Raw genomic sequence first — 25,935 nt, forward strand, 5'->3', positions numbered from 1 at the left:
ATGGCTATAAACTTGCAAAAGGGGCAGCGCGAAAATCTTGATGCCCCGAAATTTACTATAGGCCTTGGATGGGATACCAATAGTTCCGCTACAGGCACCGATTTTGACCTTGATGCTTCTCTTTTTTTATTGGGCGACAACAAAAAGATCGTATCTGATGAACACTTTGTTTTTTACAACAACCTGATCTCTCCGGACGGAGCAGTAGAACATACAGGCGATAACCTGACAGGGGATGGCGATGGCGACGATGAGCAGGTGAAAGTAGACCTGTCAAAGACAGATGCGAAGGTAACAGAGATCTGTATCGTGGTGACGATCCATGAAGCTGAATCCCGCAGGCAGAATTTCGGACAGGTAAGAAATTCCTTTATCCGTATTGTTGACGCGGTGACCAACCAGGAGATCCTGAAATATGAACTCGAAGAGGATTTCTCTATCGAAACCGCAGTGGAATTCGGAAGGATCTACAAACGTGAAGGAAAATGGAAATTTGAAGCTGTAGGAGTAGGGATGAAAGGTGGCCTGCAGGATTATCTTAATAAATATCAATAAGCAATTATGGCAATTAATCTTCAAAAAGGACAGCGTATCAGTCTTGAAAAAACCAATGGAACCAAATTACAGCAGGTTTGTATAGGGATCAACTGGGGAGCCATTGAAAAGAAAGGCCTGTTTGGCTTTGGTTCTTCTAAAGTTGCGGTAGACCTGGATGCAAGCTGTGCAGTCTATAATGAAAGCAAACAGCTGATGGAAGTGGTATATTTCGGTAACCTGGCTTCCAAAGACGGCTCAATCAAACATAGCGGGGACGACCGTACAGGTGATACCGGCGGGGATGACGGACTGGATAACGAGGTGATCACGGTAGACCTGTCCAGGCTTCCTGCAACAGCAAGTTATGTGGCCTTTGTGCTTAACAGCTTCCAGGGACAGGATTTTGCTTCGATCCCTTTTGCCTCAATCAGGATCTATGAAGGAACGGCCACACGCGTGAACGAGGTATTTGCAACCTATGATATTGCGCATGGTGCCGGTTTTGCCGGCCATGTATCAATGGTAATGGGGGTGTTCTACAAAAAGAACGGCGATTGGAAGTTCAACGCGATCGGGGAACCTACAAAAGACAGGAAACTGGAGCAAACCGTACAAACGGTAATGCAAAACTACCTGTAATTTAAATATTTTTCAGCTGATGCCGGTTTGTTTGAATCGGTTTCAGCTTCATGCTCAATTTTAATGTTATGGAAACAAACGCTCAGGAACTATCCAATACTACACCCGCTACTACACCTGCGAAATTAGATAAGGACGGAAATGTAGATCTTACTGCGCTTAGTCCGCAGGAGATATCAAAGTATAATGACCTCAATAAGTCGCTCGAGCCATCTGATGTCAATTCAATCCTGAACTATGGGGCGGATACACAGAATGCCATGGAGAAATATAGTAATGATTTCCTGGCTTCGGTGCGTACGTATAACAGTGGCGATGTGGGTGTACTGATCAATGAACTGCTGACGGAGCTGAATTATATTGACGTGTCTGAGCTGGAACAGGGTAGCTTTAAGTCTTTCATTTCAAAAATCCCTTTTCTGAAGAACCTCGTGGTGGATGTGAAAAAGCTTTTCCAGAAGTATGATGTAGTGGTGAATAATATTGATAAGATTACCAATAAAATCAAAGCCGGCAGACTGAACTCGCTGAAGGACAACAGTTCTCTGCAGACGATGTTTGAAAGTAACGTTTCCTATATCCACCAGATGGAGGAACTGATCATCTCCGGGCAGATCAAATACAATGAACTCAGTGTGAAACTTGCCGAAATGGAAGGAAGGCCCGCAGATTTTGAAGATTATGAGATCGCCGACCTGAGGGACTTCCTGAGCCGCCTGGACAAGAGGCTGGCGGATATGAAGATCGTGCGTTTCATCATGATGCAGTCCCTGGCACAGATCCGCCTGGTGCAGAACAACAATACTTCTGTAGCCGAGAAGGCACAATCGATCATTTCTACCACGATCCCGGTCTGGAAAAACCAGCTGACCATCGCCGTAGCCCTGCAGCGCCAGAAGGCAAATGTAGAGATGCAGAAGAAGGTGTCTGACACGACGAACACCATCCTGCAGAAAAACGCCGATATGCTCAAACAAAACAGCATTGATGTAGCTAAAGAGAATGAAAAAACTGTCGTATCTTTGGAAACCCTGAAGATGACTACCGCTTCGCTGATCTCCACACTGGATGAAGTGAAGAAAATTCATGAAGAGGGAGAGAAAAGCCGAAGGGTATTGGATACGGAATTGAAAAACCTGGAAACTGAACTCAAGAAAAACGTTACGCAGGTTAAATAGTTAAGGATGGATGAACATGCTGCCAGTATATTAAAGGAGTCTGATCAGATGATCAGCCGCCTGCAGCTCCTGTCTGTATTTTTTCAGGAGGAGGTAGTGTATAAAATATTCCTGCGCAGCCAGGTCATCCATCAGTTATTTGCTGATAACCCCCAGCTCCCCATTGATAAGCTGGAACTTTTTCACCTGCAGTTTACCACCAGTGTGATAGAACTGCTCAGAAAGATCAAGAAAAGCAACGAGAAAAACGTAACGCTCATTGATGACGAGATCCGGCTGAACAGGGAGGTGATAGCAAAACTGAACGAAACGCTGGTGAATGAGCAGAGCTTCATCGCCGGTAAACAGCGCCAGGCACTGAAGATCAATAACTCGCTGAGAAACCTTTACGAGGTGCTGTCAGACCTGACTACAGATTTCCCCTTCGTAAAAAACGTCAGTCAGTTCAGCGCGCGTTTTGCAAAGGATTTTTATTATACCATCTCTTCAGATCAGCTTGCTCAACTGATTGACTATGATTCAGGTACTGTGTATGCAAACCAATATGCTACTATTGAACGTAAGCTGATGGGGCTGCTCTGTAAGTATGATTTTAAAACTGAATTTGTATACGGGCTGAAGTCCGGAACGCTGATCATTGAGGTCTATAAATTCCTGGATACGGGCCAATATTTTCTGTTTTATCCCGCAAGGAACCTGTTTCTTTTTTGTACGCCTGAAGAACTGGCAGGGGCAGATTTCTCGGGCACATCATCTGAGAAAGTCCGCATGATCCAGGAGCTGGCCTATAAAAATGATAAGCTGCAAAGTAATGCCGCTTCGGTGAAAACCTATATTCCTGCCGGGATCATCAGGCTGCTGGAAGAGAACTATGCGAAAATAGCTGATATCGATTTCCTTAATAACCTGAATAATTTTGATGTTCAGGCCAATATCCTGAAGTCGATGCTGAATACAGATATGCTTTAGCCGATTGTTCCGGTTTACTGGCAGCAGCTCCGGTATTCCCGCTTTACCCTTACCGACCGTTTTGCTGTCAGCCTTTAATTGATCTTAACGGCAGCCCTTAATTTCTTTTTACTTTTTCAACAAGCAGGGCTAAAAGCTGTTCTGATATCTTTCCTGCTTTGCCGTCACCAACCGGCCTGCCGTCTATCTGAAGGACAGGTAAAATGTGTTTGGTGGTGCTGGTGATAAATGCTTCTCTGGCGTTCTGAAGTTCTTCCAGGGTAAATTCGCGCTCGGTGATCTTCAGCTCATGGTTTTCAAGGGACAGCAGGTTTTTACGCGTAACGCCCGGAAGTACGTCGCCCTTAGCGGTGATCACTTCCCCCTGTTCGCTCACGATAAAAAAGTTTGCCCTGGGAACTTCCTTCACCTGTCCGTTGTGGTGGTATAACACATCGTCTGCGTTGTTCTCTTTGATAAAGGGTTGCAGCCAGATGGCCATAGCATAATCAATGGTTTTCATCCTGGCAAGCTGCCGCTGATAATCGTAGGTAAGGAGGCGAATCCCCCGGGTATTCAGCTCCAGGTCCATCAGGAAGTGCTGCTGGGTGATAATCAGGTTCTGTTTGTCAGGAAGCAGATAACCATCAGTGGAATAGCCGCCGGTGAGCGTAATCCTGATCCCGGAATCAGGAAGATCATTTTTTTCCATCAGTTCCGCCAGTATCGACTTCAGTTCCTCCCGGGAATAGGCAATGTTCAGGTGCATTTTATGGGCGGAATGGTAAAAACGGTCCAGATGGTCCTCCAGGAAAATTGGTTTGCCACCAATAGTTTTAAAGAAGTCAAAGATCCCGTACCCACGCTGTATAGCCAGATCCGTGATCAGCAGTGCAGCCTTGTCTTCCGTTATAAAAGTATCATTGATGTAAACATATTTTGTTGCCATTAGCCTGTTGGGTTGAGGTTTTGCAATATTAATAAAAAATCCGCGCGCTCTACATCTTCAATACTTATATTCGTTGCCATTTGCTATTATTAATATTATAAACATTTTCGATGTATATCTTTTTCGCTATTTTATTTATATCTGTGGTATTGATCTATAGGTTACTCAATATTTCCGCATTCGGAAGCCTGCCAAAGGATGCAAGGATGGAAAGGATCGCCCAGCTCCCGATGTACAAAGACGGCGCCATAAGGAATCTGGTGCATACGCCGGATATACCGGAAGGAGTGACGTACTGGGACGTCATGAAAGCGATGATCAAAGGTAACCCGCGTAAAAAACCTCCGGGAATGCTGCCATTCGTTCAGCCCGAACTGCATTCTGTAGCGGGTACCAAGGTAACCTGGTTTGGCCATTCCTCATATCTGCTGCAGATCGATGAACTGAAGATACTGGTAGATCCGGTTTTCAGCCGTTCTACTTCCCCCTTTTCGATGGTTGGCAATAAAAGTTATGACGGAACGGACTTTATCCATGCAGAGGACTTTGATAAAATTGATATTCTCCTGATTACGCATGACCACTATGACCATATGGACATGCACAGCGTCCTGAAACTCAAAGATAAGACCGGACATATGGTGACCTCGCTGGGTGTTGGTGCCCACCTGGAACGCTGGGGTGTTTCTCCGGAAAAGATTACTGAACTGGCCTGGGATGAACAGGCAGATATACTGGGATTGAGGTTCACAGCTGCGCCCGCCAGGCATTTCAGCGGAAGGAAGTTTAAGCGCGGACAAACACTGTGGTCGTCCTTTATCCTGGAAACGCCGTTGTATAAACTCTTCCTCGGTGGCGATTCAGGGTATGAAAGCCATTTTAAAACCATAGGAGATCAATACGGGCCTTTTGACCTGGCTATCCTTGAATGCGGACAATACAATGAATACTGGCCTTATATCCATATGTTTCCTGAACAGGTGGTGAAAGCCGCAAAAGACCTGAAGGCCGAATGGCTGCTTCCTGTTCACTGGGCGAAGTTCTCGCTGGCGCTGCACGACTGGGATGAGCCTATCCTGCGGGTGCTGAAAAGCGCAGAAGCAAACCAGCAAAAGATGACTACGCCGCAGCTGGGTGAAACAATAGTGTTGGGCGCATATTATCCGGACAGCAAATGGTGGCTAAATGTGGCACCTGCTAAACAATAATTTTCCGGCTGTGTTATATCTTAAATTGTAAACATATGAAGACGGACCTGATAGAAATATTTCAAACGATTAGGGCGGCATTGCAGCCCTATACTGCCCTGGGCTTTAACAATAGAATCAATAGTGAAGAAAAATACGATCTTTGGTCTGAGAAAAATATTGAAATTGACGGGGAAAAACGGACGGAAACTTTTTTTGTTTCACTGGAAATAAAGGATGACCATGTAGCATTTGACCTGCTGCCGGAAGGACTGCCGCAACATGAACGTACCCTGGTGATCAAAGAACTGGATGAGCTTACGCAGAACCTGATCGAAGATAAAGTAGCGGCTGGATATAAAATATTTAAAGAACAGGAGTGGGTTTAAAAATTGCCGGCTGGCAGGAAAATTTAATAACGTGTTTAAAATTAAAGGGAATTATTGCAGCACCTGTTGTTTCCGGTAAAGCCCTGCTGTTAAATTTTGAGGATTCCGGCCAGCTGGTGTTGAATTTAATACCTGCTGAAAATAACTTTCAGCCGCAGGAGCTGCCGGACTTACAGCATGCATATCAGGCTGATGGCATACAGCTTGTACAACTCTGGGAGGATATCTGGATGACAAGGCCGTCGCAAGTGTTAAGCAGGATCTGTTCCATGCTTGGGAAGAATAGTCCGGTGCATGGCCGTAAAACCCAAATCATATCCCTTAACCAAACCGAAGCAGATCGCTTTTTTGATCAGTACCATTTGCAATCCTCGGCCACTGCGAGGTACAAATATGGCTTAACACTGGACGGTCGGCTCCTGGCGGCGGCGTCTTTTAGCGGAAAAAGAAAGATGACCAGGAAACAGGATAGTTATACTTCGGTTGAACTGATCAGGTTCGCCACCACCGAAGGAATTACTGTACAGGGCGGCTTAAGTAAACTGATCCGTCACCTGATCAAAACCATTTCCCCGAATGACGTGATGACCTATACAGACCTGGACTGGTCGTACGGCAAGGGATACGCCAAACTGGGTTTTGAACTGGTTGACACTTCGGCCCCTGCCGAAATATGGCTGAACAAAAAGGACATGAGCCGCTGTTTCCCTCACCGCTTGCCCGAAGAGATCAAAGCTGTGCTGCATACGCTGGATCCATCCGAAGAAACGGCCTATTTGAATTCCCTGCAATATATCCGCATCTTTAATACCGGCAATCTTAAATATATCTTATACCTGTAAGTCAATGTCATCAATAGCTATAAACCCTCTCCTGATCATTCTTGGACCAACTGCCTCCGGCAAGACCAGAATGGCAGTTTCAGTTGCCGAAACGCTGAACGGCGAGATCATCAGTGCCGACAGCAGGCAGGTATTTAAAGATATGGATATTGGTACGGGCAAAGACCTGGCGGAATATACTGTACAGGGAAGAGCCGTTCCCTACCACCTGATCAACATCAGGGAGGCGGGAGAGCAATACAATGTAAATGCCTTTAAGGATGACTTTTACCTCGCCTATGAAGGAATCCTCCGGCAGCAAAAACTGCCCGTACTCTGTGGCGGCACAGGTATGTATATCCATAGCATCCTGCAGAACCATCAGTATACAGCTATTCCGGTGAATACAGCATTCAGGGAACAACTGCCTGTTCATGATATTCAGCAACTCAGGCTTCTTTTATCGGGGTATTCGGCCACATCGACTGCCCATGCAGACCTTTCTTCGGCAAAAAGGCTGGTGAGGGCTATCGAGATTGCAGATTTCCTGCAGCACAATTCTTTCAGGGAAGAGCTTCGCCCGCAGATCGACCCTTTGGTTATCGGTTTAACAGGGGAAGTGAATTCCAGGCGGGAGCGCATACTGAAGAGGCTGAACGACCGTTTCAATGAAGGCTTAATTGAAGAAGTACAGGGCTTGCTGGAACGGGGAGTACCCGCTGAGGTACTCCTGTTTTATGGTATGGAGTATAAGTTTGTAACCGCGTACCTTCAAAATGAGCTCAGTTTCGAAGATTTGAAGGAGAAACTATACATTGCGATACGTCAGTTCGCCAAAAGGCAAATGACTTTTTTCAGAAAAATGGAAAAAGACGGTGTCGTGATAAACTGGCTGGATTCGGATCTGGAACCCGGCATGCTGAAGGAAAGCGTGTTTAAACTGTATAAGAAGAAGTATGGTGTGTAAAATGCTGTGTGATAATAATATAAATAATATTCTGCGTCAAGGCTAAGACCCTGATCTCTCTCATAACGATGCTGCTTGCTGTTTCTACGAAAATCTCTGCCGCAAAGATGAATGACCATTTTTTCCGGACTTAAAAAAATGTAATGCCGCTATTGGCATGCTGTTTGTAAATGTGGCCATAACAGAGTGATTCTGGAATTTACAACAAAATAAACAAGCAATGAAACCGTCATCAGCTTACCGCCTACAAAATGTAATGAATAAGCTGATGATAGCTTCATAAACGATCAAAAACAAATATATTCTAATGAAAAAATCTACTAAACTTTTTGCTTCTGCAGTAGCTGCAGTTGCATTATTGATCTCGACAAATGTAAGCGCACAAAAGATTGGCTTTGGTGCGAACTTAGGTATTCCTACCGATGGTGCTTACAGCTTTGCTGCCGGTATCGACGCACGTATTCAGTTCGATGTAACTAAACAATTATCAGTTCCTGTTGCTACAGGTTATACCAACTTTTTCGCTAAAGACAGAAGCTATTTCAATGGCGCCGCAATTGTGGACGTTCCTGATTACGGATATATTCCTGTGAAAACCGGTCTGAAATATTTCCTTGACCCAACAGGTTCAGGTGTATATGCAATGGCTGAAGTGGGTGCTGCTTTCGGTGTGACCGATAATGCTAAAACTACATTCCTTTATGCACCGACAATCGGTTACTCATGGAGCAACGGACTGGACTTAGGTCTTAAATACGAAAACACAGGTAAAGGTGACGCCTTGCGCCTGGTGGACGACAAAAACCGTACTGGTCAGATCGCACTACGTATCGCCTACGGATTTAAATTATAATAAAATATGAGTGCTCCCGTATGGGGGTATTGAGAGCAGCTCTGGTATTTAATCAGGGCTGCTTTTTTGTTGGTTGGAGTTGGATTTTAAGACCTGTTTATACGTCAATCAGGCCTTCATCTTTACCGATTGCAATATTTTCAAAAAGGCTTCGCGATTATGTTGAGCTTTTTTATTTATTTAGAATTAAAATAGTATTTTGAGCAAAAAACGGAATTGATGAAACCTGCATAGATTTCTTGTGACAAAAAAGCAACGAACAATCAGATGCGAACTTCGTTATCCTTTAAAAAATATAAAGCAATGAAAAAATATATTGGAATAGCGTTTTTGTCGGTCTTAATGGCCTGTACAAACGCTCCCAAAAAAGATGCTGCCCTGACCGATAGTATCACTAAAACCGATACAGCAACTGCTGCGGTGGATGTGCAGCTGGCCGATCCAAAGATTGCAAACATATACAATGGTTATATCAGTCTGAAAAATACACTCGTAGCGGGAAATGCCGTTGCGGCACGCCAGACTGCTGCAGATCTCTCCAAAGCACTCTCCGCTTTTGAAGGATGTGAGAACACAGCACTGATTGCGGATAAGATTGCCGGTACTGGAGATATTAAAATCCAGCGTAAGGAATTCACCCCGCTGAGCTCGGACGTGATTGCCCTGTTTAAACATGTAGACCTGAAGAAAGGTACTATATATGTACAGCATTGTCCGATGGCCAATAACGGTGACGGGGGAGACTGGCTTTCGTCGGAAAGCAAAATCCGCAATCCCTATTATGGAAAAGAAATGATGGATTGTGGCGGGGTTGTGGAAGAAATAAAACCTAAAAAGTAAGATCCTTTTTTAAAGAGTGACGGTCAGTGCATAACAATAATTTAACAGCTTTGTTATACTTGTTTATAGGCTATTGTCACGAGAATAGTTATTTTTGTTATTTATAAATTAAAAGATATATGTCAGATTTTGCAGAAATTAAGATTGATGGTAAAGTATATGAATTTCCCATTGTGACTGGTACTGAAGGAGAAAAGTCAATTGATATTTCAAAATTGAGGGATTTAACAGGTCACATTACTTTAGATCTCGGATACAAAAACACAGGATCTACCAAAAGTGCAATTACCTTCCTGGATGGTGAAAAAGGAATCTTAAAATACAGGGGTTATCCTATTGAGGACCTTGCTGAAAAATCTACCTTTCTTGAAGTTGCTTATCTGCTGATCTATGGCGACCTTCCCAAAGCTGATGAGCTGAAGAATTTCCAGTCGCAGATCACTAAACATACGCTGATCCACGAGGATATGAAAAAATTCCTGGATGGCTATCCGTCAAAATCTCATCCTATGGCACAGCTGGCATCACTGGTTTGCTCGCTGTCAACATTCTATCCTGAGTCACTGGATGCAAATTCATCACCGGAGACAATGAACCGTGAGATGATCAAATTGCTGGCTAAGTTCCCGACAATTGTATCTTTTATCTATAAAAAATCATTAGGACATCCGCTGATCTATCCTAAAAACAAATATGACTACGTAAGCAACTACCTGAACATGACCTTTGGCCAGCGTACCGAAGAGATCGAAATTGATCCGGTAGTAGTGAAAGCTATGAACACACTGCTGATCCTGCATGCTGACCATGAGCAGAACTGTTCTGCGTCAACAGTAAGAATGGTGGGTTCATCAGACTGTAATATCTACGCTTCTGTTTCTGCAGGTATCGCTGCTTTATGGGGCCCGCTGCATGGTGGTGCCAACCAGGCTGTGATTGAAATGCTGGAACGTATTAAGGAAGACGGGGGTGATACAGAGAAATGGATCAATAAAGCTAAAGATAAAAACGACCCTTTCCGTATGATGGGTTTTGGTCACCGTGTGTATAAAAACTTTGATCCGCGTGCAAAGATCATTAAAAAAGCATGTGATGATATCCTGGAGAAATTGGGTATCAACGATCCGGTGCTTGAAATTGCAAAAAAACTGGAAGAAGCTGCTTTGAGCGATCCTTATTTTGTAGAACGCAAGTTATATCCTAATGTGGATTTCTACTCAGGTATTATTTACAGGGCATTAGGTTTTCCTACAGATATGTTTACTGTATTGTTCGCCCTGGGCCGTTTACCGGGATGGATTGCACAGTGGAAGGAAATGCACGAAAACAAAGAACCTATCGGCCGTCCGCGTCAGATCTATGTTGGTCATACCGACAGGACTTTTGTAGAAGCTGAAAAAAGATAATATTTATAGCCGGGCCTGATTTCGATAGCGCTTAGTGATCTCTTGATATGGCCTAACGTGATTCTATAGCGCTTAGGGTTGTGATGGCTTCGCTGAAAAAAATGGTTCCCTCTTTCAATGCCTGCTGCGCTTCAGCAGCAGGCATTGAAAGAGGGAACCATTTTTTTTGGGATTGTCTATAGCATGATGGCCGGTAAGAAGGTAGATTCTGTGTCGTTCTGGTGCTGGTTCGTTAATTTTTTAGTAAATTAGAACCCAAACAACGCTATATAAATGGATTTTTTACACACTATTCTGGGAGATGATATTCAGGCCGGTCTCCTTATTATTTTAAATTTGATCGTTATAGAAAGCTTATTGTCTGTGGATAATGCGGCCGTACTGGCTACCATGGTGATGGACTTGCCTAAAGATCAGCGTGATAAAGCATTGAAATACGGGATTATCGGGGCCTATGTGTTTCGCGGGATCTGTTTGTTCCTGGCGGCGTGGCTGGTAAAAATATGGTGGCTTAAACCACTTGGTGGTTTATATCTTTTATACCTTGCCTTTGATTATTTCAGGAAGAAGAATGTGAAGGATGCTGCTGAAGAAGAAGAAATTGACAAAAGCAAAAGCTGGATTTATAAATCTACAGTAGGACTGGTGGGTACCTTCTGGGCAACGGTGGCTTTGGTAGAAGTGATGGACCTTGCATTTTCTATTGATAACGTTTTTGCAGCGGTAGCTTTTACTGACCATATCTGGCTGATTTATATCGGTGTATTCATAGGCATCCTGGCGATGAGATTTGTGGCACAGGCCTTTGTGAAGCTGATGGAGAAGTTTACCTTCCTGGAGACTGTGGCTTTTATTGTTATAGGGGTGCTGGGCATTAAGCTCACCTCTTCGTTACTTACTCATTTCTATCCGGAATCACCAATATCGCAGATCATAGAGGGCGAGAAAACGGATCTATTTGTTTCGATATTTACCGTGGCAATTTTTATCCTGCCAGTACTGAGCTCATTGTTATTCAATTTTCCAAAGAAAAACCTGCTTGATCACCCGGTATCTGATCAAGCAGAGGACGTACTGGATAAGTCTTAAGATTATCCGGTACATCTTCATAGTTGAGGTGAATCACTGTTACTGTAAAAGATCTGTCAGCGCATCAGCCTTGATCTGTTACAACATCAGCGCCCTCAGGTAGGCTTTTGCGTAATTTCCCCAGCCTTTCATGACATTGTCTAATATGGCCGCCAGCCCCTTATTGTCCACCGGTTTTCCTTTTAACGGAGGAACGATAACTGAAGGCTCAACGGTTTTGTCCGTGACCGTTTTTGCAAACCAGCTGATGTTATCATGTGGCAGTGCCACGCCGAGGATCATTCCGGGAAGGCCGGTGAAGGATTCGGGGCCGCCTGATACCGGAATCTGGTCTGTATAAAAGGCTACAACGTAGATGGAATCCATCACAATGGCATTCGCCCTTCTGCACATATAACCTGCAATTTCCCTGGTCTCGCTGGTCATCTTCCAGCTGATATTCCTGGTACTGTCTTTTACAATGAAATTCTCTTCGAAAACCTGTTTACGGGTGGTTTGGATATGGCTGGCAAAATCTATGTATATCGTATTGTTCTGGGTCACATCAGGGCTTGGCCCGAAAAAGGGGCTGGCAGAGCTCAGATCCTCGATAGGTTTAAACAGGGTTTTGTCCTTCGAGAAATAAAGGGTGCTTTTCAGGAGCTTAAATTGTGGGTTCGTCTTTTTGTACTGATCGAAGATTTGTTCATCAAAATTGCCACTTTGTTTGCCCATTTTTTTCTGAATGATTGCATACATGTTATTGCTGCGCTCAAATTCAATTACCCCTTCGGTCGGGAATCTGACATGCTGTGCCAGTATGCCGGTGCCTTGCAAAAGAAGGAGGATGATAAATAAATATCTGTTCATTGGTAAATATTTTGATTATTTCGTTGATGCTTATTTTTTGAATCCTTATTTTGTGGAGGAACCACCCATTTTACTGAAATCCCAGGATACTGAACCCATAAAATATCTCTTTATCGTTGTATAATTACTTTGTGTGATCATATTTCCATTTGCTGTTCTGTAGAAACCTATATTCTGGTTGAGGAGGTCGTTCGCCGAAAGGGAGAACTTCAGTCCTTCTGACTTGAGGAATTTTTTGCTAATCGTGGCATTCCAGATGAAGCGATGGAAATTGGTATCAAAAGATTGTGTTTTCGCCCTGTACTCATACTGTCCGCTGGTGCTTACTTCAAACTTTCCGGGAAGGAAAACTGTAAAATAGCCATCTCCCTTAAATCCCCAGCCATTATCGTTAATGGCTTTTTGTACGGAAGATTCATTTGTTGTGTAGGTTGGGCCGAAGAAAGTATACACGTCGTACTTTTTCTCCTTTGATTTAAACATATAGATCTGACCTGAGTAGGTAGAGGACTGGATCTTGTTGAGCTCGGTATTGATATAGTTGTAGGAGGTACTCTGGTTGATGTTGGCGTTGATTCCAACGGTCAGATTGATTGCTTTTATTTTCCGGTCTCCCGATAGGGAAAGATACAGCGAGCTCGCACTCTTGCCACGGAGATTGATGGATTGAAAAGTACTTTTACCCGCAGAATCAGTAGTGGTATTGCTGACGATCGGGTTTGAGGTAACGTTGTAACTCGCGTAACCGGAAATGCTTTGCCCGCTGATAATCCTATAGGAATAATAATTGGCCTCGATGGAATTTCTGAAGGAGGCCTTTAAGTCGGGATTACCCTGGATGATGTTAAGCGGGTCGTTATTTACCCTGACCGGCTGGATCTGGTCGATAGTGGGTTGGGTATTGGTTCCGTTGTACCAGATACCCAGAGATTTTTGTTGCGAGAATTTATACATATAGTTCAACTGGGGTGACCAGTTGATGAAATCTCTTCTGAAAACAGATTGATGATACAGGTCTTTTTGTTTGAAATTTACACTGGCGATTTTAGTTCCGAAATTTACTGTGGTTTTATTGTTCTTGAAATTCAGGATTGCACCTCCCTGGTTGGAGAGCTGATTGAACTGGTAATTGTTGCTGTATAAGGTATCGAGCAGGTCATAGGCACCTCCTGCGAATGGATTAAAGGATTTTCTGTTTGCGCTGCTGTTATTGATACCCAATCCGTAGTTGAGTACTACGGTCAGGTTTTTGCCAATGGGTTCTGTATAAGCGAGATTGGAATTGAAAGCAGAAGTTTTAACGAGGCTTGTTTTAAACTGATCAACCACCGTATCGCTTTCCAGTATGCCTTCGGTGTTGTAAAATTCGCTTTTAGATTTCAGGAAACCTTTGCCGTCTGTCTGGGTAATGGACTCCCAGAGATTAAGCGACAGGCTGCGGCGTGGCTTCTTCAGTTTTTTTGTCCACAATGCTTTTGCATTGAAGGCCTTATTGTCTGCGTCATTAGAGATACTTCTGTCAGTTTCGTTGAGCAATATGCCGTTTCCCCTCTGGCTATTGGTAGTAAAACCACTCCTGGTCTCGGTATTTTTTAACATTCCATCTACCGAGATCTTCAAGGTAGAGGAGGTATCCAGCTTGATGGTGTAAGTGCCGTCGGCCTTCTGACGAAACATATAATTATCAAAATGCTCGTTGGAATTTGTTATTTGAATCCCGGAAGGAAGATTATTCTGCACCATCGTAGTTCTGTCGCCTTCAACATTTAAAGAGCCAATCTTGTAATTGACGTTGACAGACTCCTTATTACTGTTCCATTTTGCATCGTAATGTGTTCCGCCGGTTTTTGCGACAGGGATACCCTGATTGTCATATCGTCCGCTGAATGATGACAGTTCATCATTGCCGTCATTAGATACGGAGATATACTCTTCCCCGAAATCCAGGCTTTCAGATCCGTATTTGTTGCTGTCCTGCCAGCCGAGGCCAATCTTGCCTGTATTAGCCAGGGTACCATAGGCGGAAAACTTCTTTTTCCCTTTAAAGGCATTGAGCATGGCCTGCGTCTGGTAATAACTGTCGGTAGCACCACCGGCTTCCAGCTTGCCAAAATATCCGTTTTTCTTGTCGTCCTTTAGTTTCAGATTGATCGTTTTAGTTGTTTTGCCATCGTCTACACCGGTAAACGCAGCCTGATCACTCTTTTTGTCAAAAAGCTGTACTTTATCTATCATGTCTCCCCTCAGGTTTTTGGTGACAAGGGTAGGGTCATCTCCAAAAAACTCCTCCCCATCTACCAGCACTTTGCTTACGGTTTTTCCCTGGGCAGTGATCTTTCCATCTTTATCTATCTGGATGCCTGGCAATTGTTTCAGCAGGTCTTCGACTTTAGAGTTTGGCTGAATATTGTATGCAGCAGCATCGAACTCCGTGGTATCGCCTTTTATCCTAATGGCTGCTGCCTTGCCTTTAATGATCACATCGGCCAGAAGCCTCGCTTTGAGGGTGAGCCTGATGTTTCCGAAGTCGGCGTTCTTTTTGATACTGTCCAGGCTAAACGGCTCTACATAATCTGCATATCCCGGGTAGGTGACGAGCAGAAATAACTTTCCTTTTGGAAGGCCGTTCAATGAGAAAGTTCCATTTTCATCGGCACGGGTAAATTTGACGAGTGTAGAATCTTTGCTGCGAAGCACACTGACGGAGGTATTCATCAGTTTCTTGTTGCCTGCAGTATCTACTACTGAACCCCTGACCGTATAGGGAGTTTGAGCGAAGGCGGTAAACGAAATCAGACCGAGGAGGACCAGGGATAAATAATTTAGTTTCATACAGGGCTATTGTTAAGCCTAATATATAACTAAATACTTAATGGTAAAAACATTATACTATTAAAAAATGTTAAAATATGTTATTTTATGAAAATTTAACATATTCGGTAGCCAGGTGCTGATGAAGTTAATATAATTTTAACCGGTTTAGCTGTGAATGACCGTATTTTTACGGTAATGTCCTGACACACATGAGTTACATCAAAATACCTGCAATAGATGCTGAAAGGTAGGAAGCAAGTGTCCCACACATCAGTGCTTTAAGGCCCAGCTTTGCCAGATCTGAACGGCGCTCAGGAGCCAATTCTCCGATACCGCCAATTTGCATACCTACGCTGCTAAAGTTAGCAAATCCGCAAATAGCAATACTAATAATTAAGACACCTTTTTCTGTAACAATAGGCACAGCTTTGGTGGTTAAATTTTTAAAGGCTAAGAATTCATTTACCGTTAATTTTTGTCCGAGCAGGGTAGCAGCATTGCTTACATCTGCCTCAGGGATGCCCATTGACCAGGCAAAGGGATAAAATAATTTACCAAAGATCCAGTCCAGCGACAGGTTGAAGTCGGGATTGAAGAGGTGGCCGATATGAACAAAGATATAGTCGACCAAAGCAATTAGTGCGATAAAACCGATCAGCATGGCAATCACGTTCATTGCAATTTTGAAACCTTCACCGGCACCATGTGAGATGGCATCGATCAGGTTGGTGTATTCACTTTTTACTTCCAGTTTAACCTTTCCCATGGTTTGAGAGACTTCAGTCTCCGGATAAACGATCTTGGCGATAATCAGTGCGCCGGGGGAGGCCATCAGACTGGCCATGATCAGTTTTGGTGCCAGGTTCATTCCTGCCTGTGCGCCCATATTGGCATATACGATCAGGATGCCGCCTGCAATACAGGCCAGACTGCCGCTCATAGAGGCCAGCAGTTCACTTTTGGTCATCCCTTTCAGGTAGGGTTTAATCATTACCTGTGCTTCTATCTGGCCTACGAATGCACTGGCGACGTTACTCAGGGCTTCTGCACCACTGACACGCATTACGAAGTTCATTCCTTTGGCAATCACGGCCACAATGCGCTGCATGATACCGAAATGGTAAAATATGGCAACCAGTACGCATACGAGAATAATTGTAGCTGTAACGTTGAAAGCAAATACAAAGCCGTCTGGTGCAGTATATGGATGAGGCTGTCCGTCATAACCGATAACTGCAATACCACCATAAACGAAATCGACACCTTTTTTCGCAAATTGCTCAATTTTTTGCATTCCTCTGCCGAGAAACTCAAAGAAGTGCTGTACGGGGCTTACCCGCAGAATAAGTATTGCAATCAAGACCTGGAGCGTAAGTCCGCTGGCAACGAGCCTGTAATTGATCTTTTTCTTGTTATTGGAAAAAAGATAAGCGAGGCTTAATATTAAAATGATACCGATGATTCCGTGAAAACGCTCCATAAAAATTGATCAAATATGATTTGTTAGGGTATAGAAAAATAAAGATGTAATATAAATGCGGGTAATTTGTTATTGGGACGAATTTCTTTTGTTCAGTTCATCCCTTATTCTTGCAGCTTTTTCATAAGCTTCCTCTGTAATGGCTTCCTGCAGTTTCTGGTTTAATTCTTCGATGCTCAGGTTGCTGTAACCTGTTCCCGGAAGTGAGGTATCAATATCTTCCTGTCCCTGTTCCTTGCTCAGGTTATCCATATTTTCAAGGAATACAAAATCATTTCCTTCAATCACAATACCAGCGGAGGACAAAATAAATTCATAGGTATAGATAGAGGAATTGAAGCGTACGGCTAAAGCGATGGCATCAGAGGTCCGGGCATCTATTTCCTGTATTTTATCTCCGTCAGTACAAATCAGTTTTGCGAAAAATACGCCGTCCACCAGGTTATAGATCAGGATTTCCTTGATCTCGATGTTATAGGTCTGGGCGAATGTTTTGAAGAGGTCATGCGTTAAGGGCCTGCTTGGGGTCATTTTCTCGATCTCAATAGCAATGGCCTGTGCTTCGAACGCACCGATGATGATCGGTAAACGTCTTCTGCCATTTACTTCTCCAAGTACCAGGGCATAAGCTCCGGATTGGGTCTGGCTATAGGATAAGCCAACAATATCTAATTTTACTTTTTTCATATAATAGAATACCTGGCGGAGATTTGCACCTCCGTGGGTATTATTAAACTTGATGTGCTTTTAATGCCTCAATTAATTTTGGAACTACCTCAAAGGCATCGCCAACGATTCCGTAATCCGCCACTTTGAAAAAAGGAGCTTCAGGATCTTTGTTGATGACTACGATTACTTTTGAAGAGCTTACGCCTGCCAGGTGCTGGATAGCACCGGAGATGCCGATGGCGATATATAAGTTCGGACTGATCGCAATACCGGTTTGCCCTACGTGTTCCGAATGTGGTCTCCAGTCTGCATCAGAAACAGGTTTAGAGCAGGCCGTAGCTGCGCCAAGCAAGCCAGCCAGTTCTTCGATCATTCCCCAGTTCTCAGGTCCTTTCAGGCCTCTTCCGGCTGAAACTACCAGTTCTGCATCAGGCAGGGAAACTTTGTCTGTAGCCCTTACGATCTCTTTTACGATAGCTGCAAGGTCTGAAGACTGAACCGCTGGAGCGAAGGCTTCAATAACTGGTGTTACAGGAGATTCTTTTACGCCAAAAGCATTTGGGTTCAGGGCGATCACCTTCACTGCTGAAGTAAGTGCTGTGATGGCAAAGGCTTTTCCTGAGAAAGCATTTTTCTTTACCAGGAATTTTCCGCCATCCAGATTTGGAAGTTCTATGGCACCGTCAACCAGTCCGGCTTTAAGTTTTACAGCAATACGTGGGGCCAGTCCTTTTCCGGAGAAAGAGTTTGACAATACGATCACGTCAGCACCTTCTTTTTGTGCGGCTTCAGTAATGACAGCAGCGTAAGCCTGGTTCACAAAATTCTTTAACTCATCGCTGGTTACGCTCAGTACCTTCTCCGCACCGTACTTGCCTAATTCCTGCAGTTCGTTTTCAGCAATATTGCCTATCGCTACTGCGCTAAGGTTTGTCCCTGTTTGAGCTGCGACAGCTTTCGCGTAAGAAACCGCTTCAAATACAGATTTCTTAAACTTACCATCGACTTGTTCTACATATACTAAAACTGACATATTCTTTTTAATTTATATAGTGCCAGCCGGGCTGATCCTGAGCTTTAGCGCAAATGATCTGGTTCTTCCGGCCTTTACTGCTGTTTAATTCAATTGGTTTATCAATAAATAGGTTAGATCACTTTTGCTTCTGTATGCAATAACCCGATCAGGCTTGTTGCGTCTTCTGCAGGAATTAACTTTACTGCACCACGCGGGGCAGGGGTTTCAAAGGAAACTACTTTTGCCAGTTCCTCAATTTCTTTGGCTTCAACAACTACCAATGGTTTGGTTCTGGCAGACATGATCCCCCTCATGTTCGGGATTTTAGGTTCAGCAACACCTTCGGCACAGCTGGCTATGAATTTGCCGCTTACGGTTACAATTTCCTTACCACCTTCAATCTCACGTTCGATAGTGGCTGTAGTTCCGTCATAATCAAGTTTTTTAATGATAGATACAGAAGGGATAGCTAAGAACTCACCGATCATTGCAGCTACCTGGTTACCATTGTAATCTATAGACTCACGGCCGGTCAGGATCATGTCAAAATCGGCAGTTTTAACATATTCAGCAATCTGGTAAGCAGTAAAATAGGCATCACGCGGAGCAGCATTAATCCTCACCGCATCATCTGCACCAATAGCCAGTGCTTTCCTGATGGTTGGGTCAGTTGCACTTTCACCAACGTTTACTACAGTTACCGTGCCCTTGCCACCTTCACAAAGTTCTATCGCTTTTGATAACGCAATTTCATCGTAAGGGTTTACAATAAATTGTACTCCCGAAGTATTGAATTGGGTATTATCGCTGGTAAAGGTTATTTTTGTGGTTGTGTCGGGCACATTACTGATACAAACTAATATTTTCATAATTTATATATTGATTTAAGGTCTGATTGATAATGAATGTTTATTTGTTATATATTGAAGCGCTTTCTGCTTTTTATACTTATGTTCGGCAATTGAATATGCAGCTTCTTCAAAAAGTCTTTTTGCAAATCTAATTAAAAAAGCAGGGAATTAAAATGCAAAGTACCCGATTAAACAAGTTATTGGCGTTTTTAACCACAGAACCCAATGACCCATTTATCTTATACGCACTGGCGACCGAATATAACTCGTTAAAGGAGACCGGACAGGCCTTTCATTATTACCTGAAACTGGTAGAGGAACATCCTTCCTATGTAGGTACCTATTACCACCTGGGTAAATTGTATGAAAAACAGGGGGAGAAAGACAAAGCTGTAGCGATCTATCAGCTTGGCATGCAGCGCTCGAGGGAAAAAGGGGACAGGCATGCGTTTTCAGAATTGCAGGGGGCGTATAATATGGCGGCTGGTCTTGATTATGAAGACGATTAATCAGGACTGATGGCAAAGCGGCAGCTACTGTTTTTACGAAACGTTTTCCTGTTTACTTTTACGGCATTTGGTGGTGCACAGGCACATATATCCCTTTTGCTGAAGTATTTCGTGAAGGACATCCAGTTTATCTCAGAAGAGGAACTACTGGAACTGAACGCCCTGGCACAGATTCTGCCGGGACCGGCCTCTACACAAACGCTGGTTGGAATTGCACATAAGGTTGGGGGATTAAAATTGTCGCTGGTCACCTTTCTGATCTGGATCATTCCCTCGGCAGCAGTCATGACCTTCGCCGGGATCAGTTTCGCGCAGCTGGACCAAAAGGAAAAATTCATTGTGATCTTAAAGTATATCCAGCCCATAGCCCTTGGTATTGTTGCTTTTGGGGCGTATAACCTTTCCAGAAAGGTGCTGGTATCACAAACTGCGGTATTTCTCGCCCTTGCGGCAGTGATCGTTACGCTGGTTTTAAGGAATGCCTATGTATTTCCACTGGCTATTCTCATTGGTGGCATGATCTCTTCGGCACTCGAATCACCGAAGGAGGAAAGCGAGATCAGGGTAAAGTTATTCGCGAATATCAACCCGAGGAAGCTTGCTTATTTTTTCAGTGTATTGCTGGTGATGGCTATGCTGGGTGCGCTCATCAACAGGACCTCGCCATTCAGTTTGCCCATCAGGCTTTTTGAGAACTTCTACAGGAACGGGATCCTGATCTTTGGAGGGGGGCAGGTGCTTGTGCCGCTGATGTTTACGGAGTTTGTGCAAATGAAACATTACCTGAGCTCATCCGGATTTTTGTCGGGCTTCGCCTTGCAGCAGGCATTACCGGGACCTACGTTTTCCTTTACGAGTTACCTGGGTACGCTGAGCATGAAGAACTTTGGTTATGGCATTTACGGGCAGATGCTTGGGGGAATGATCGGTGTACTGGGAATTAATCTTCCTGGACTGATCCTGGTGCTGTTTATTGTCCCTTTCTGGGAAGACCTGAAGAAGATCACCCGGATCAAACGTTCTTTGTCGGGCATCAATGCGGTGAGTGTAGGTTTTATTATCGCTGCATTTATCCTGCTGGTGAAACCTGTCGGTTTTGATCCCCTGGAGATCTCAGTGATCATAGTTACTTTCATGATCCTTAACTTTACGAAGATCAGTCCGCCGTTTATTGTGCTGGCTGGTATATTGTTAGGCTATTTTATCTAACCTAACAATATCATCTGCCAAAGCTTTTACTGGTTTAGAACGGCGCGTCCTCATCATTAAAATCATCCATGCGTGAAGGTTTGATGATCACATTACCGGATGGTTTATCGAAATCTGCTGAAGGCAGCATTCCCGCACTCGGGCTGTCCATAGAGAATGAATTCGGTGGCATGAAGTCTTCCTCAAGATCGGTGAATTTCACATACTTACCGATAAACCTTAAGGGAACGATACCGGTTTCACCATTCCTGTGTTTTGCGATGATCACCTCACCAACACCGGCCTGTGATCGTCCCTGTTCATCTTCAGTGATCCCGTAATACTCGGGGCGGTACAGGAAGAGTACCATATCCGCATCCTGCTCAATGGAGCCAGATTCCCTCAGATCCGACAGGAGCGGACGTTTACCGTTCACACCTGGTCTCGATTCTACCGCACGGCTTAACTGAGACAGGGCCAGTACAGGGATGTTGAGTTCCTTGGCTACGGATTTCAGCGCCCTGGAGATACTACCGATCTCCTGCTCACGGTTACCGCCACCGCTCTGCCCTTCACCTTTACCATGCATCAGCTGGAGGTAATCGATGATGATCATTTGTATATCGTACTGTGATTTCAGTCTCCTGCATTTTGCCCTGAATTCAAAGATATTCAGCGCGGGGGTATCATCAATCAGCAGGGGAGCTTCCGTCAGCGTGCCGATCTTGCTGTGCAGCTGCTGCCATTCCCATTCTGCAAGGTTTCCCTTTCTGATCTTCTCCTGTTCGATCTCGGTTTCTCCGGAGATCAGACGATTTACGAGCTGAACGGAGGACATCTCCAGGGAGAATACCACTACAGGGCGTTTAAAATCTACCGAAGCATTTCTTGCACAGGTCAGCACGAAGGCTGTTTTTCCCATCGCAGGACGTGCTGCGATGATCACCAGATCTGATGGCTGCCATCCGCCGGTAATCCGGTCGAGGGCAGTGAAACCCGAAGGTACACCGGTTAATCCGTCAGATTTTGTCCGGAGTTCTTCCAGCGTAGCGAGAGATTGTTTGATGATCTCGTCCATTTTCTGGGTATCCCTGCGCAGGTTATTCTGGGCAATATCAAAAAGCCCTTTTTCTGCATTGTCCAGCAGGTCAAATATATCTGTGGTATCTTCGTAAGCATTCTGGATGATCTCTGAAGAGATCCTGATCAGTTCCCGCTGTATATATTTCTGGGAGATGATCCTTGCGTGGTATTCTATATTGGCCGCAGATGCCACACGGTTGGTCAGGTTGGTCACGTAATAGGCACCACCCACCATTTCCAGCGTGCCCAACGTTCTCAGTTCTGCAGTAACGGTTAATATATCAACCGGCTTGGATTTCTGGAAAAGCAGCGCGATCGCTTCAAATATCTTTTTATGGGCTTCATCATAGAAAACATCGGGCTTCAGGATATCAATTACAGTTGATAAGGCATCTTTTTCCAGCATCAGTGCACCAAGAACAGCTTGTTCCAGGTCGAGCGCCTGAGGTGGTATTTTACCCTGTCCCATGGTAGGTACAGCCAGCCTGTTTTTTTTGGAAGATGTATAATTTTGTCTCTCCTGACCTTGTGATCCGTTATCCATATTCATAAGAACAAAAATATACAAAAATACACTCCTGACGCGAATTGTTTTTGCACATTTTGAAGGATTGCTTTATCCTTTTTTGCTCCTTTTCCCGGGCACGCGGAAATTGCTAACATGAACCTGTGGATAAGCAGGCTCATGGCTGCTATAAAAAATGAATGCCTCAGTTCTCATAATTTCGGCTATTTTTGCACGTAAAATAAAATAAATGGAAAACTTTAGAAGGTCTCCCAGACCTAAAGAAAATAATGAATTCGTTTTTGGTATCCGTGCTGTAATAGAAGCGATTAAAGCGGGGAAAGATATAGAAAGCTTATATATGCAAAGGGGGCTTACGGGAGAGATCATTCCTGAGTTGAAAGGCTTATTAAAAGATACAGACATCCCGGTACACAATGTTCCCATTGAAAAACTGAACAGGATGACGCAAAAAAATCACCAGGGTGTGATTGCCGTGATCTCTTCCATTACCTTTCAGAAGATCGAAGATATCATCCCGCTGATATATGAAAAAGGAGAGGTACCGCTGATCCTGATTCTGGACGGAATTACTGATGTAAGGAATATGGGCGCTATCGCGAGAACTGCTGCATGTACCGGCGTGCATGCGATTGTTGTGCCCGCAAAGAATTCTGCACAGATCAATGCTGATGCGATAAAAACTTCTGCCGGTGCTTTATTTACCATTCCGGTTTGCCGTCATCAGAATCTGCATAAAACAGCATTGTATCTTCAGGAGTGTGGTTTGCAGATTGTTGCCTGTACCGAGAAAACAAGTGACCTGATCTATGCACCGGATTATACTGTACCTACGGCGATTGTGATGGGGGCAGAAGACGAAGGGATTTCAAATGAGATCATGCGTATGGCCAACCACCTGGCGAAGATCCCGATGTTCGGAGAGATTGGCTCGCTGAATGTTTCCGTTTCTACAGGGGTGATCCTTTATGAAGCGATCAGGCAGCGTACCACCTAGTTTTGTGCTGATGTGTTAGCTCCGGCAGGCCTGGTCAACACATCAGCAATAAGATTTAAATAAACCGCTGCCCGAAGTTGGACTTTACATCTGCCACAATTTGTTTCACGCTCTGTTCTTCCGTCCGCGGGCAGATCAGCAGCGTATTGTTGGATTCTACAACGATGTAATCGTGTAAACCCTGCAGGATTACCAATTTATCTTCAGGAACATTTACCATACAATTGGAAGAATTGAACATCATGACCTGCTCTGAAGGCATTACGGCATTGCCGACATAATCCTTATCGGCCATATCATAAATAGAGGCCCAGGTACCCAGGTCAGACCAGCCGAAGTCAGTAGGCAGCACATACACATTGTCTGCCTTTTCCATGATTGCGAAATCGATAGAGATGTTGGTACATTGTGTATAGGCATTGGCAATAAAGTCCTTTTCTTCCGGGGTGTTGTAGGAGGATGCCCCTAAATGGAAGATATCGTACATTTCAGGCAGATGCGTACTGAAAGCATCGCTGATAGCGTTTACTGACCAAACGAAGATCCCTGCATTCCAAAGAAAATCACCGCTTTGAACAAATGACTTTGCAAGTTCAAGGTTCGGTTTTTCGGTGATCAGCTTCACTTTGTGAATGCGGTCATCTGCAGGAAGGGTGTTTTCTATAAACTGAATATAGCCGTAACCGGTATCGGGTCGGGTTGGTTTGATGCCAAGGGTGATAAGGCAATGGTTTTCCCTTGCAGCTTTCAGTGCTTCTTCGATGGCACCGACAAAGCGTTCGAGGTTGGCTATGGTATGATCGGACGGGGCAACGATAATGGTTGCATTGGGATTGATCTCTGCGATTTTCATTGATCCGTAAGCGATGCAGGGAGCGGTGTTGCGCATGATCGGCTCTGCCAGTATCTGGTTGTCTGAAAGTTCAGGAAGTTGCTTTTTGACGATATCTGTATAGATCTCGTTGGTGACAACAAAAATGTTCTCCGGCGGACAGATCTTTAAAAAACGGTCGTATGTACTTTGGATCAGTGTTTTACCGACACCAAAAAAATCAATGAACTGTTTTGGGTGTTCTATTCTGCTTACGGGCCAGAAACGGCTTCCAACACCGCCAGCCATAATTAGGACAAAATTATCTTCGTTCATAATGTGGTTAGACATAATTATATTAAACCTTCATGTAAAAGGTCGTGCAAATGTACAATACCAAAGTAACCTTTGGCATCGGTAACTAACAATTGTGTAATATTATATTCACGGATGAGTTCAAAAGCAGTGACAGCTAATGTATCTTTATCTATCGTTTTGGGATTGTTGTTCATAATTTCACTTGCAGTGAGATCAGTCAGGTTCGGATATTTCTCCAGCATTCTTCTAATATCGCCGTCGGTAATGATACCCTTTATCTGATGATTTGCATCAACAACAACCACGGCACCTAAACGGTTTTTACTAATTGCAATTATCACGTCTTTAACAGATGCTGCCGGCGAAACACTGGGTTTCGCATTACGCTGCGCCAGTTCAGATACTTTGAGATATAATTTTTTCCCGAGGGAGCCGCCCGGATGAAAACGTGCGAAATCATCGGCGTTAAAGTCGCGCGCCATCAGCAGGCTTACCGCCAGTGCATCGCCCATGGCCAGTTGTGCCGTGGTGCTGGTAGTGGGGGCAAGGTTATTAGGGCAGGCTTCTTTATCTATGGAAGTATTCAGGATCAGGTCCGCATGTTTTGCCAGCTCAGATTCCACCTGGCCCACCATGCCGATCAGCAGGTTGCCCGCCTGTTTGAGCAGGGGGGTAAGTACCTTGATTTCGGGGGTATTTCCGCTCTTGGAAATGCAGATGACGATATCGTTTTTTTGTATCATCCCGAGGTCTCCGTGTACCGCATCAGAGGCGTGCATATAGCTGGAAGGAGTGCCCGTAGAATTAAAAGTAGCGACAATTTTTTGAGCTATTATAGCGCTTTTACCGATTCCCGTGACGATCACACGGCCCTTTCCGGCAAGAATATGCTCCACAATAGCTACAAAATCGTCATTTACATACGAAATTAGCCCGAGAATTGCATGCGCTTCGGCCTGTAAAGTGTTGATCCCCGCCTCAATAATTGATTTTTTACTTTTCAAAGAGAATTTATTAGTATA

25 protein-coding genes are annotated in these 25,935 nt (G+C 44.2%); 15 read left to right on the forward strand and 10 right to left on the reverse strand.

What is annotated here, in order from left to right; genetic code table 11:
• The 4 genes from BLW16_RS21180 (at position 1) to BLW16_RS21195 (ending at position 3,323) form a co-directional block, all read left to right on the forward strand.
• Positions 1 to 555 carry a TerD family protein gene (locus BLW16_RS21180; RefSeq protein WP_090559884.1) on the forward strand — a complete coding sequence of 185 codons (555 nt, stop codon included), beginning with the start codon at positions 1 to 3 and terminating at the stop codon, positions 553 to 555.
• Between the two features lie 6 nt (positions 556 to 561).
• On the forward strand, positions 562 to 1,176 hold the full coding sequence (locus tag BLW16_RS21185) for a TerD family protein (RefSeq protein ID WP_090559885.1): 615 nt from the start codon (positions 562 to 564) through the stop codon (positions 1,174 to 1,176).
• A 68-nt stretch (positions 1,177 to 1,244) separates the two neighbouring features.
• Positions 1,245 to 2,354: a toxic anion resistance protein gene (locus BLW16_RS21190; protein ID WP_090559932.1), complete on the forward strand. Its 1,110-nt coding sequence runs from the start codon at positions 1,245 to 1,247 to the stop codon at positions 2,352 to 2,354.
• A 6-nt stretch (positions 2,355 to 2,360) separates the two neighbouring features.
• Entirely contained in the window at positions 2,361 to 3,323 is a 963-nt protein-coding gene (locus tag BLW16_RS21195) for a hypothetical protein (protein WP_090559886.1), read from the forward strand.
• Positions 3,324 to 3,420: 97 nt separating this feature from the next.
• Here BLW16_RS21195 and BLW16_RS21200 read toward each other — a convergent pair whose 3' ends face one another.
• Positions 3,421 to 4,251, reverse strand: coding sequence for an aminotransferase class IV (locus BLW16_RS21200; RefSeq protein ID WP_090559887.1), 831 nt, complete (start codon positions 4,249 to 4,251; stop codon positions 3,421 to 3,423).
• Positions 4,252 to 4,361: 110 nt separating this feature from the next.
• Between BLW16_RS21200 and BLW16_RS21205 the strand changes: the two genes are divergently transcribed.
• The 8 genes from BLW16_RS21205 (at position 4,362) to BLW16_RS21240 (ending at position 11,803) form a co-directional block, all read left to right on the forward strand.
• The gene (locus BLW16_RS21205) at positions 4,362 to 5,459 is read left to right on the forward strand and encodes an MBL fold metallo-hydrolase (RefSeq protein WP_090559888.1); all 1,098 of its coding nucleotides are present in this window, start codon (positions 4,362 to 4,364) and stop codon (positions 5,457 to 5,459) included.
• A 35-nt stretch (positions 5,460 to 5,494) separates the two neighbouring features.
• Positions 5,495 to 5,827, forward strand: coding sequence for a hypothetical protein (locus BLW16_RS21210; RefSeq protein WP_090559889.1), 333 nt, complete (start codon positions 5,495 to 5,497; stop codon positions 5,825 to 5,827).
• Entirely contained in the window at positions 5,818 to 6,669 is an 852-nt protein-coding gene (locus tag BLW16_RS21215) for a hypothetical protein (protein ID WP_090559890.1), read from the forward strand. Before BLW16_RS21210 ends, BLW16_RS21215 begins: the two co-directional genes overlap by 10 nt.
• 4 nt (positions 6,670 to 6,673) lie before the next feature.
• The gene (gene miaA / locus BLW16_RS21220) at positions 6,674 to 7,615 is read left to right on the forward strand and encodes a tRNA (adenosine(37)-N6)-dimethylallyltransferase MiaA (RefSeq protein WP_090559891.1); all 942 of its coding nucleotides are present in this window, start codon (positions 6,674 to 6,676) and stop codon (positions 7,613 to 7,615) included.
• Positions 7,616 to 7,922: 307 nt separating this feature from the next.
• Entirely contained in the window at positions 7,923 to 8,468 is a 546-nt protein-coding gene (locus BLW16_RS21225; RefSeq protein WP_090559892.1) for a hypothetical protein, read from the forward strand.
• Between the two features lie 303 nt (positions 8,469 to 8,771).
• Positions 8,772 to 9,308 carry a DUF3347 domain-containing protein gene (locus BLW16_RS21230; RefSeq protein ID WP_090559893.1) on the forward strand — a complete coding sequence of 179 codons (537 nt, stop codon included), beginning with the start codon at positions 8,772 to 8,774 and terminating at the stop codon, positions 9,306 to 9,308.
• A gap of 119 nt (positions 9,309 to 9,427) precedes the next feature.
• Positions 9,428 to 10,714, forward strand: coding sequence for a citrate synthase (locus tag BLW16_RS21235; protein ID WP_090559894.1), 1,287 nt, complete (start codon positions 9,428 to 9,430; stop codon positions 10,712 to 10,714).
• Positions 10,715 to 10,987: 273 nt separating this feature from the next.
• Positions 10,988 to 11,803 carry a TerC family protein gene (locus tag BLW16_RS21240; protein WP_090559895.1) on the forward strand — a complete coding sequence of 272 codons (816 nt, stop codon included), beginning with the start codon at positions 10,988 to 10,990 and terminating at the stop codon, positions 11,801 to 11,803.
• 78 nt (positions 11,804 to 11,881) lie between these two features.
• On the opposite strand, the gene BLW16_RS21245 is transcribed toward BLW16_RS21240, so the two are convergent.
• The 6 genes from BLW16_RS21245 to BLW16_RS21270 all read right to left on the reverse strand — a co-directional run bounded on the left by BLW16_RS21245 (position 11,882) and on the right by BLW16_RS21270 (position 19,499).
• The gene (locus tag BLW16_RS21245; protein WP_090559896.1) at positions 11,882 to 12,652 is read right to left on the reverse strand and encodes a GLPGLI family protein; all 771 of its coding nucleotides are present in this window, start codon (positions 12,650 to 12,652) and stop codon (positions 11,882 to 11,884) included.
• Between the two features lie 45 nt (positions 12,653 to 12,697).
• Positions 12,698 to 15,484 (reverse strand): TonB-dependent receptor, encoded by a 2,787-nt coding sequence (locus BLW16_RS21250; RefSeq protein ID WP_090559897.1) that lies wholly within the window; start codon positions 15,482 to 15,484, stop codon positions 12,698 to 12,700.
• A 196-nt stretch (positions 15,485 to 15,680) separates the two neighbouring features.
• Positions 15,681 to 16,946, reverse strand: a complete 1,266-nt coding sequence (locus BLW16_RS21255) for a NupC/NupG family nucleoside CNT transporter (RefSeq protein ID WP_090559898.1) — start codon at positions 16,944 to 16,946, stop codon at positions 15,681 to 15,683.
• Positions 16,947 to 17,015: 69 nt separating this feature from the next.
• Positions 17,016 to 17,633: a bifunctional nuclease family protein gene (locus tag BLW16_RS21260; RefSeq protein ID WP_090559899.1), complete on the reverse strand. Its 618-nt coding sequence runs from the start codon at positions 17,631 to 17,633 to the stop codon at positions 17,016 to 17,018.
• 43 nt (positions 17,634 to 17,676) lie between these two features.
• Entirely contained in the window at positions 17,677 to 18,648 is a 972-nt protein-coding gene (locus BLW16_RS21265; protein ID WP_090559900.1) for an electron transfer flavoprotein subunit alpha/FixB family protein, read from the reverse strand.
• A 113-nt stretch (positions 18,649 to 18,761) separates the two neighbouring features.
• Positions 18,762 to 19,499 carry an electron transfer flavoprotein subunit beta/FixA family protein gene (locus tag BLW16_RS21270; RefSeq protein ID WP_090559901.1) on the reverse strand — a complete coding sequence of 246 codons (738 nt, stop codon included), beginning with the start codon at positions 19,497 to 19,499 and terminating at the stop codon, positions 18,762 to 18,764.
• Positions 19,500 to 19,654: 155 nt separating this feature from the next.
• On the opposite strand from BLW16_RS21270, the gene BLW16_RS21275 reads away from it, so the two are divergent.
• Positions 19,655 to 19,990 (forward strand): tetratricopeptide repeat protein, encoded by a 336-nt coding sequence (locus tag BLW16_RS21275; RefSeq protein WP_090559902.1) that lies wholly within the window; start codon positions 19,655 to 19,657, stop codon positions 19,988 to 19,990.
• A gap of 9 nt (positions 19,991 to 19,999) precedes the next feature.
• Complete coding sequence (gene chrA / locus BLW16_RS21280) at positions 20,000 to 21,199, forward strand: chromate efflux transporter (RefSeq protein WP_090559903.1); 1,200 nt, start codon at positions 20,000 to 20,002, stop codon at positions 21,197 to 21,199.
• A gap of 34 nt (positions 21,200 to 21,233) precedes the next feature.
• Here chrA and dnaB read toward each other — a convergent pair whose 3' ends face one another.
• Positions 21,234 to 22,805, reverse strand: coding sequence for a replicative DNA helicase (dnaB, locus tag BLW16_RS21285; protein WP_090559933.1), 1,572 nt, complete (start codon positions 22,803 to 22,805; stop codon positions 21,234 to 21,236).
• A 211-nt stretch (positions 22,806 to 23,016) separates the two neighbouring features.
• Here dnaB and rlmB point away from each other — a divergent pair, with 211 nt between their 5' ends.
• A complete protein-coding gene (gene rlmB / locus BLW16_RS21290; RefSeq protein WP_090559904.1) occupies positions 23,017 to 23,784 on the forward strand; it encodes a 23S rRNA (guanosine(2251)-2'-O)-methyltransferase RlmB in 768 nt (255 codons plus the stop codon).
• Positions 23,785 to 23,839: 55 nt separating this feature from the next.
• Here the strand turns inward: rlmB and BLW16_RS21295 are convergent, their stop codons facing one another.
• Positions 23,840 to 24,931 (reverse strand): mannose-1-phosphate guanylyltransferase, encoded by a 1,092-nt coding sequence (locus BLW16_RS21295; protein WP_090559934.1) that lies wholly within the window; start codon positions 24,929 to 24,931, stop codon positions 23,840 to 23,842.
• A 17-nt stretch (positions 24,932 to 24,948) separates the two neighbouring features.
• The gene (locus BLW16_RS21300) at positions 24,949 to 25,917 is read right to left on the reverse strand and encodes a KpsF/GutQ family sugar-phosphate isomerase (RefSeq protein ID WP_090559905.1); all 969 of its coding nucleotides are present in this window, start codon (positions 25,915 to 25,917) and stop codon (positions 24,949 to 24,951) included.
• Positions 25,918 to 25,935: the final 18 nt, after the last annotated feature.

The sequence above is a fragment of the Pedobacter hartonius genome, assembly GCF_900107535.1.
In the GTDB taxonomy this organism is placed as follows: domain Bacteria; phylum Bacteroidota; class Bacteroidia; order Sphingobacteriales; family Sphingobacteriaceae; genus Pedobacter; species Pedobacter hartonius.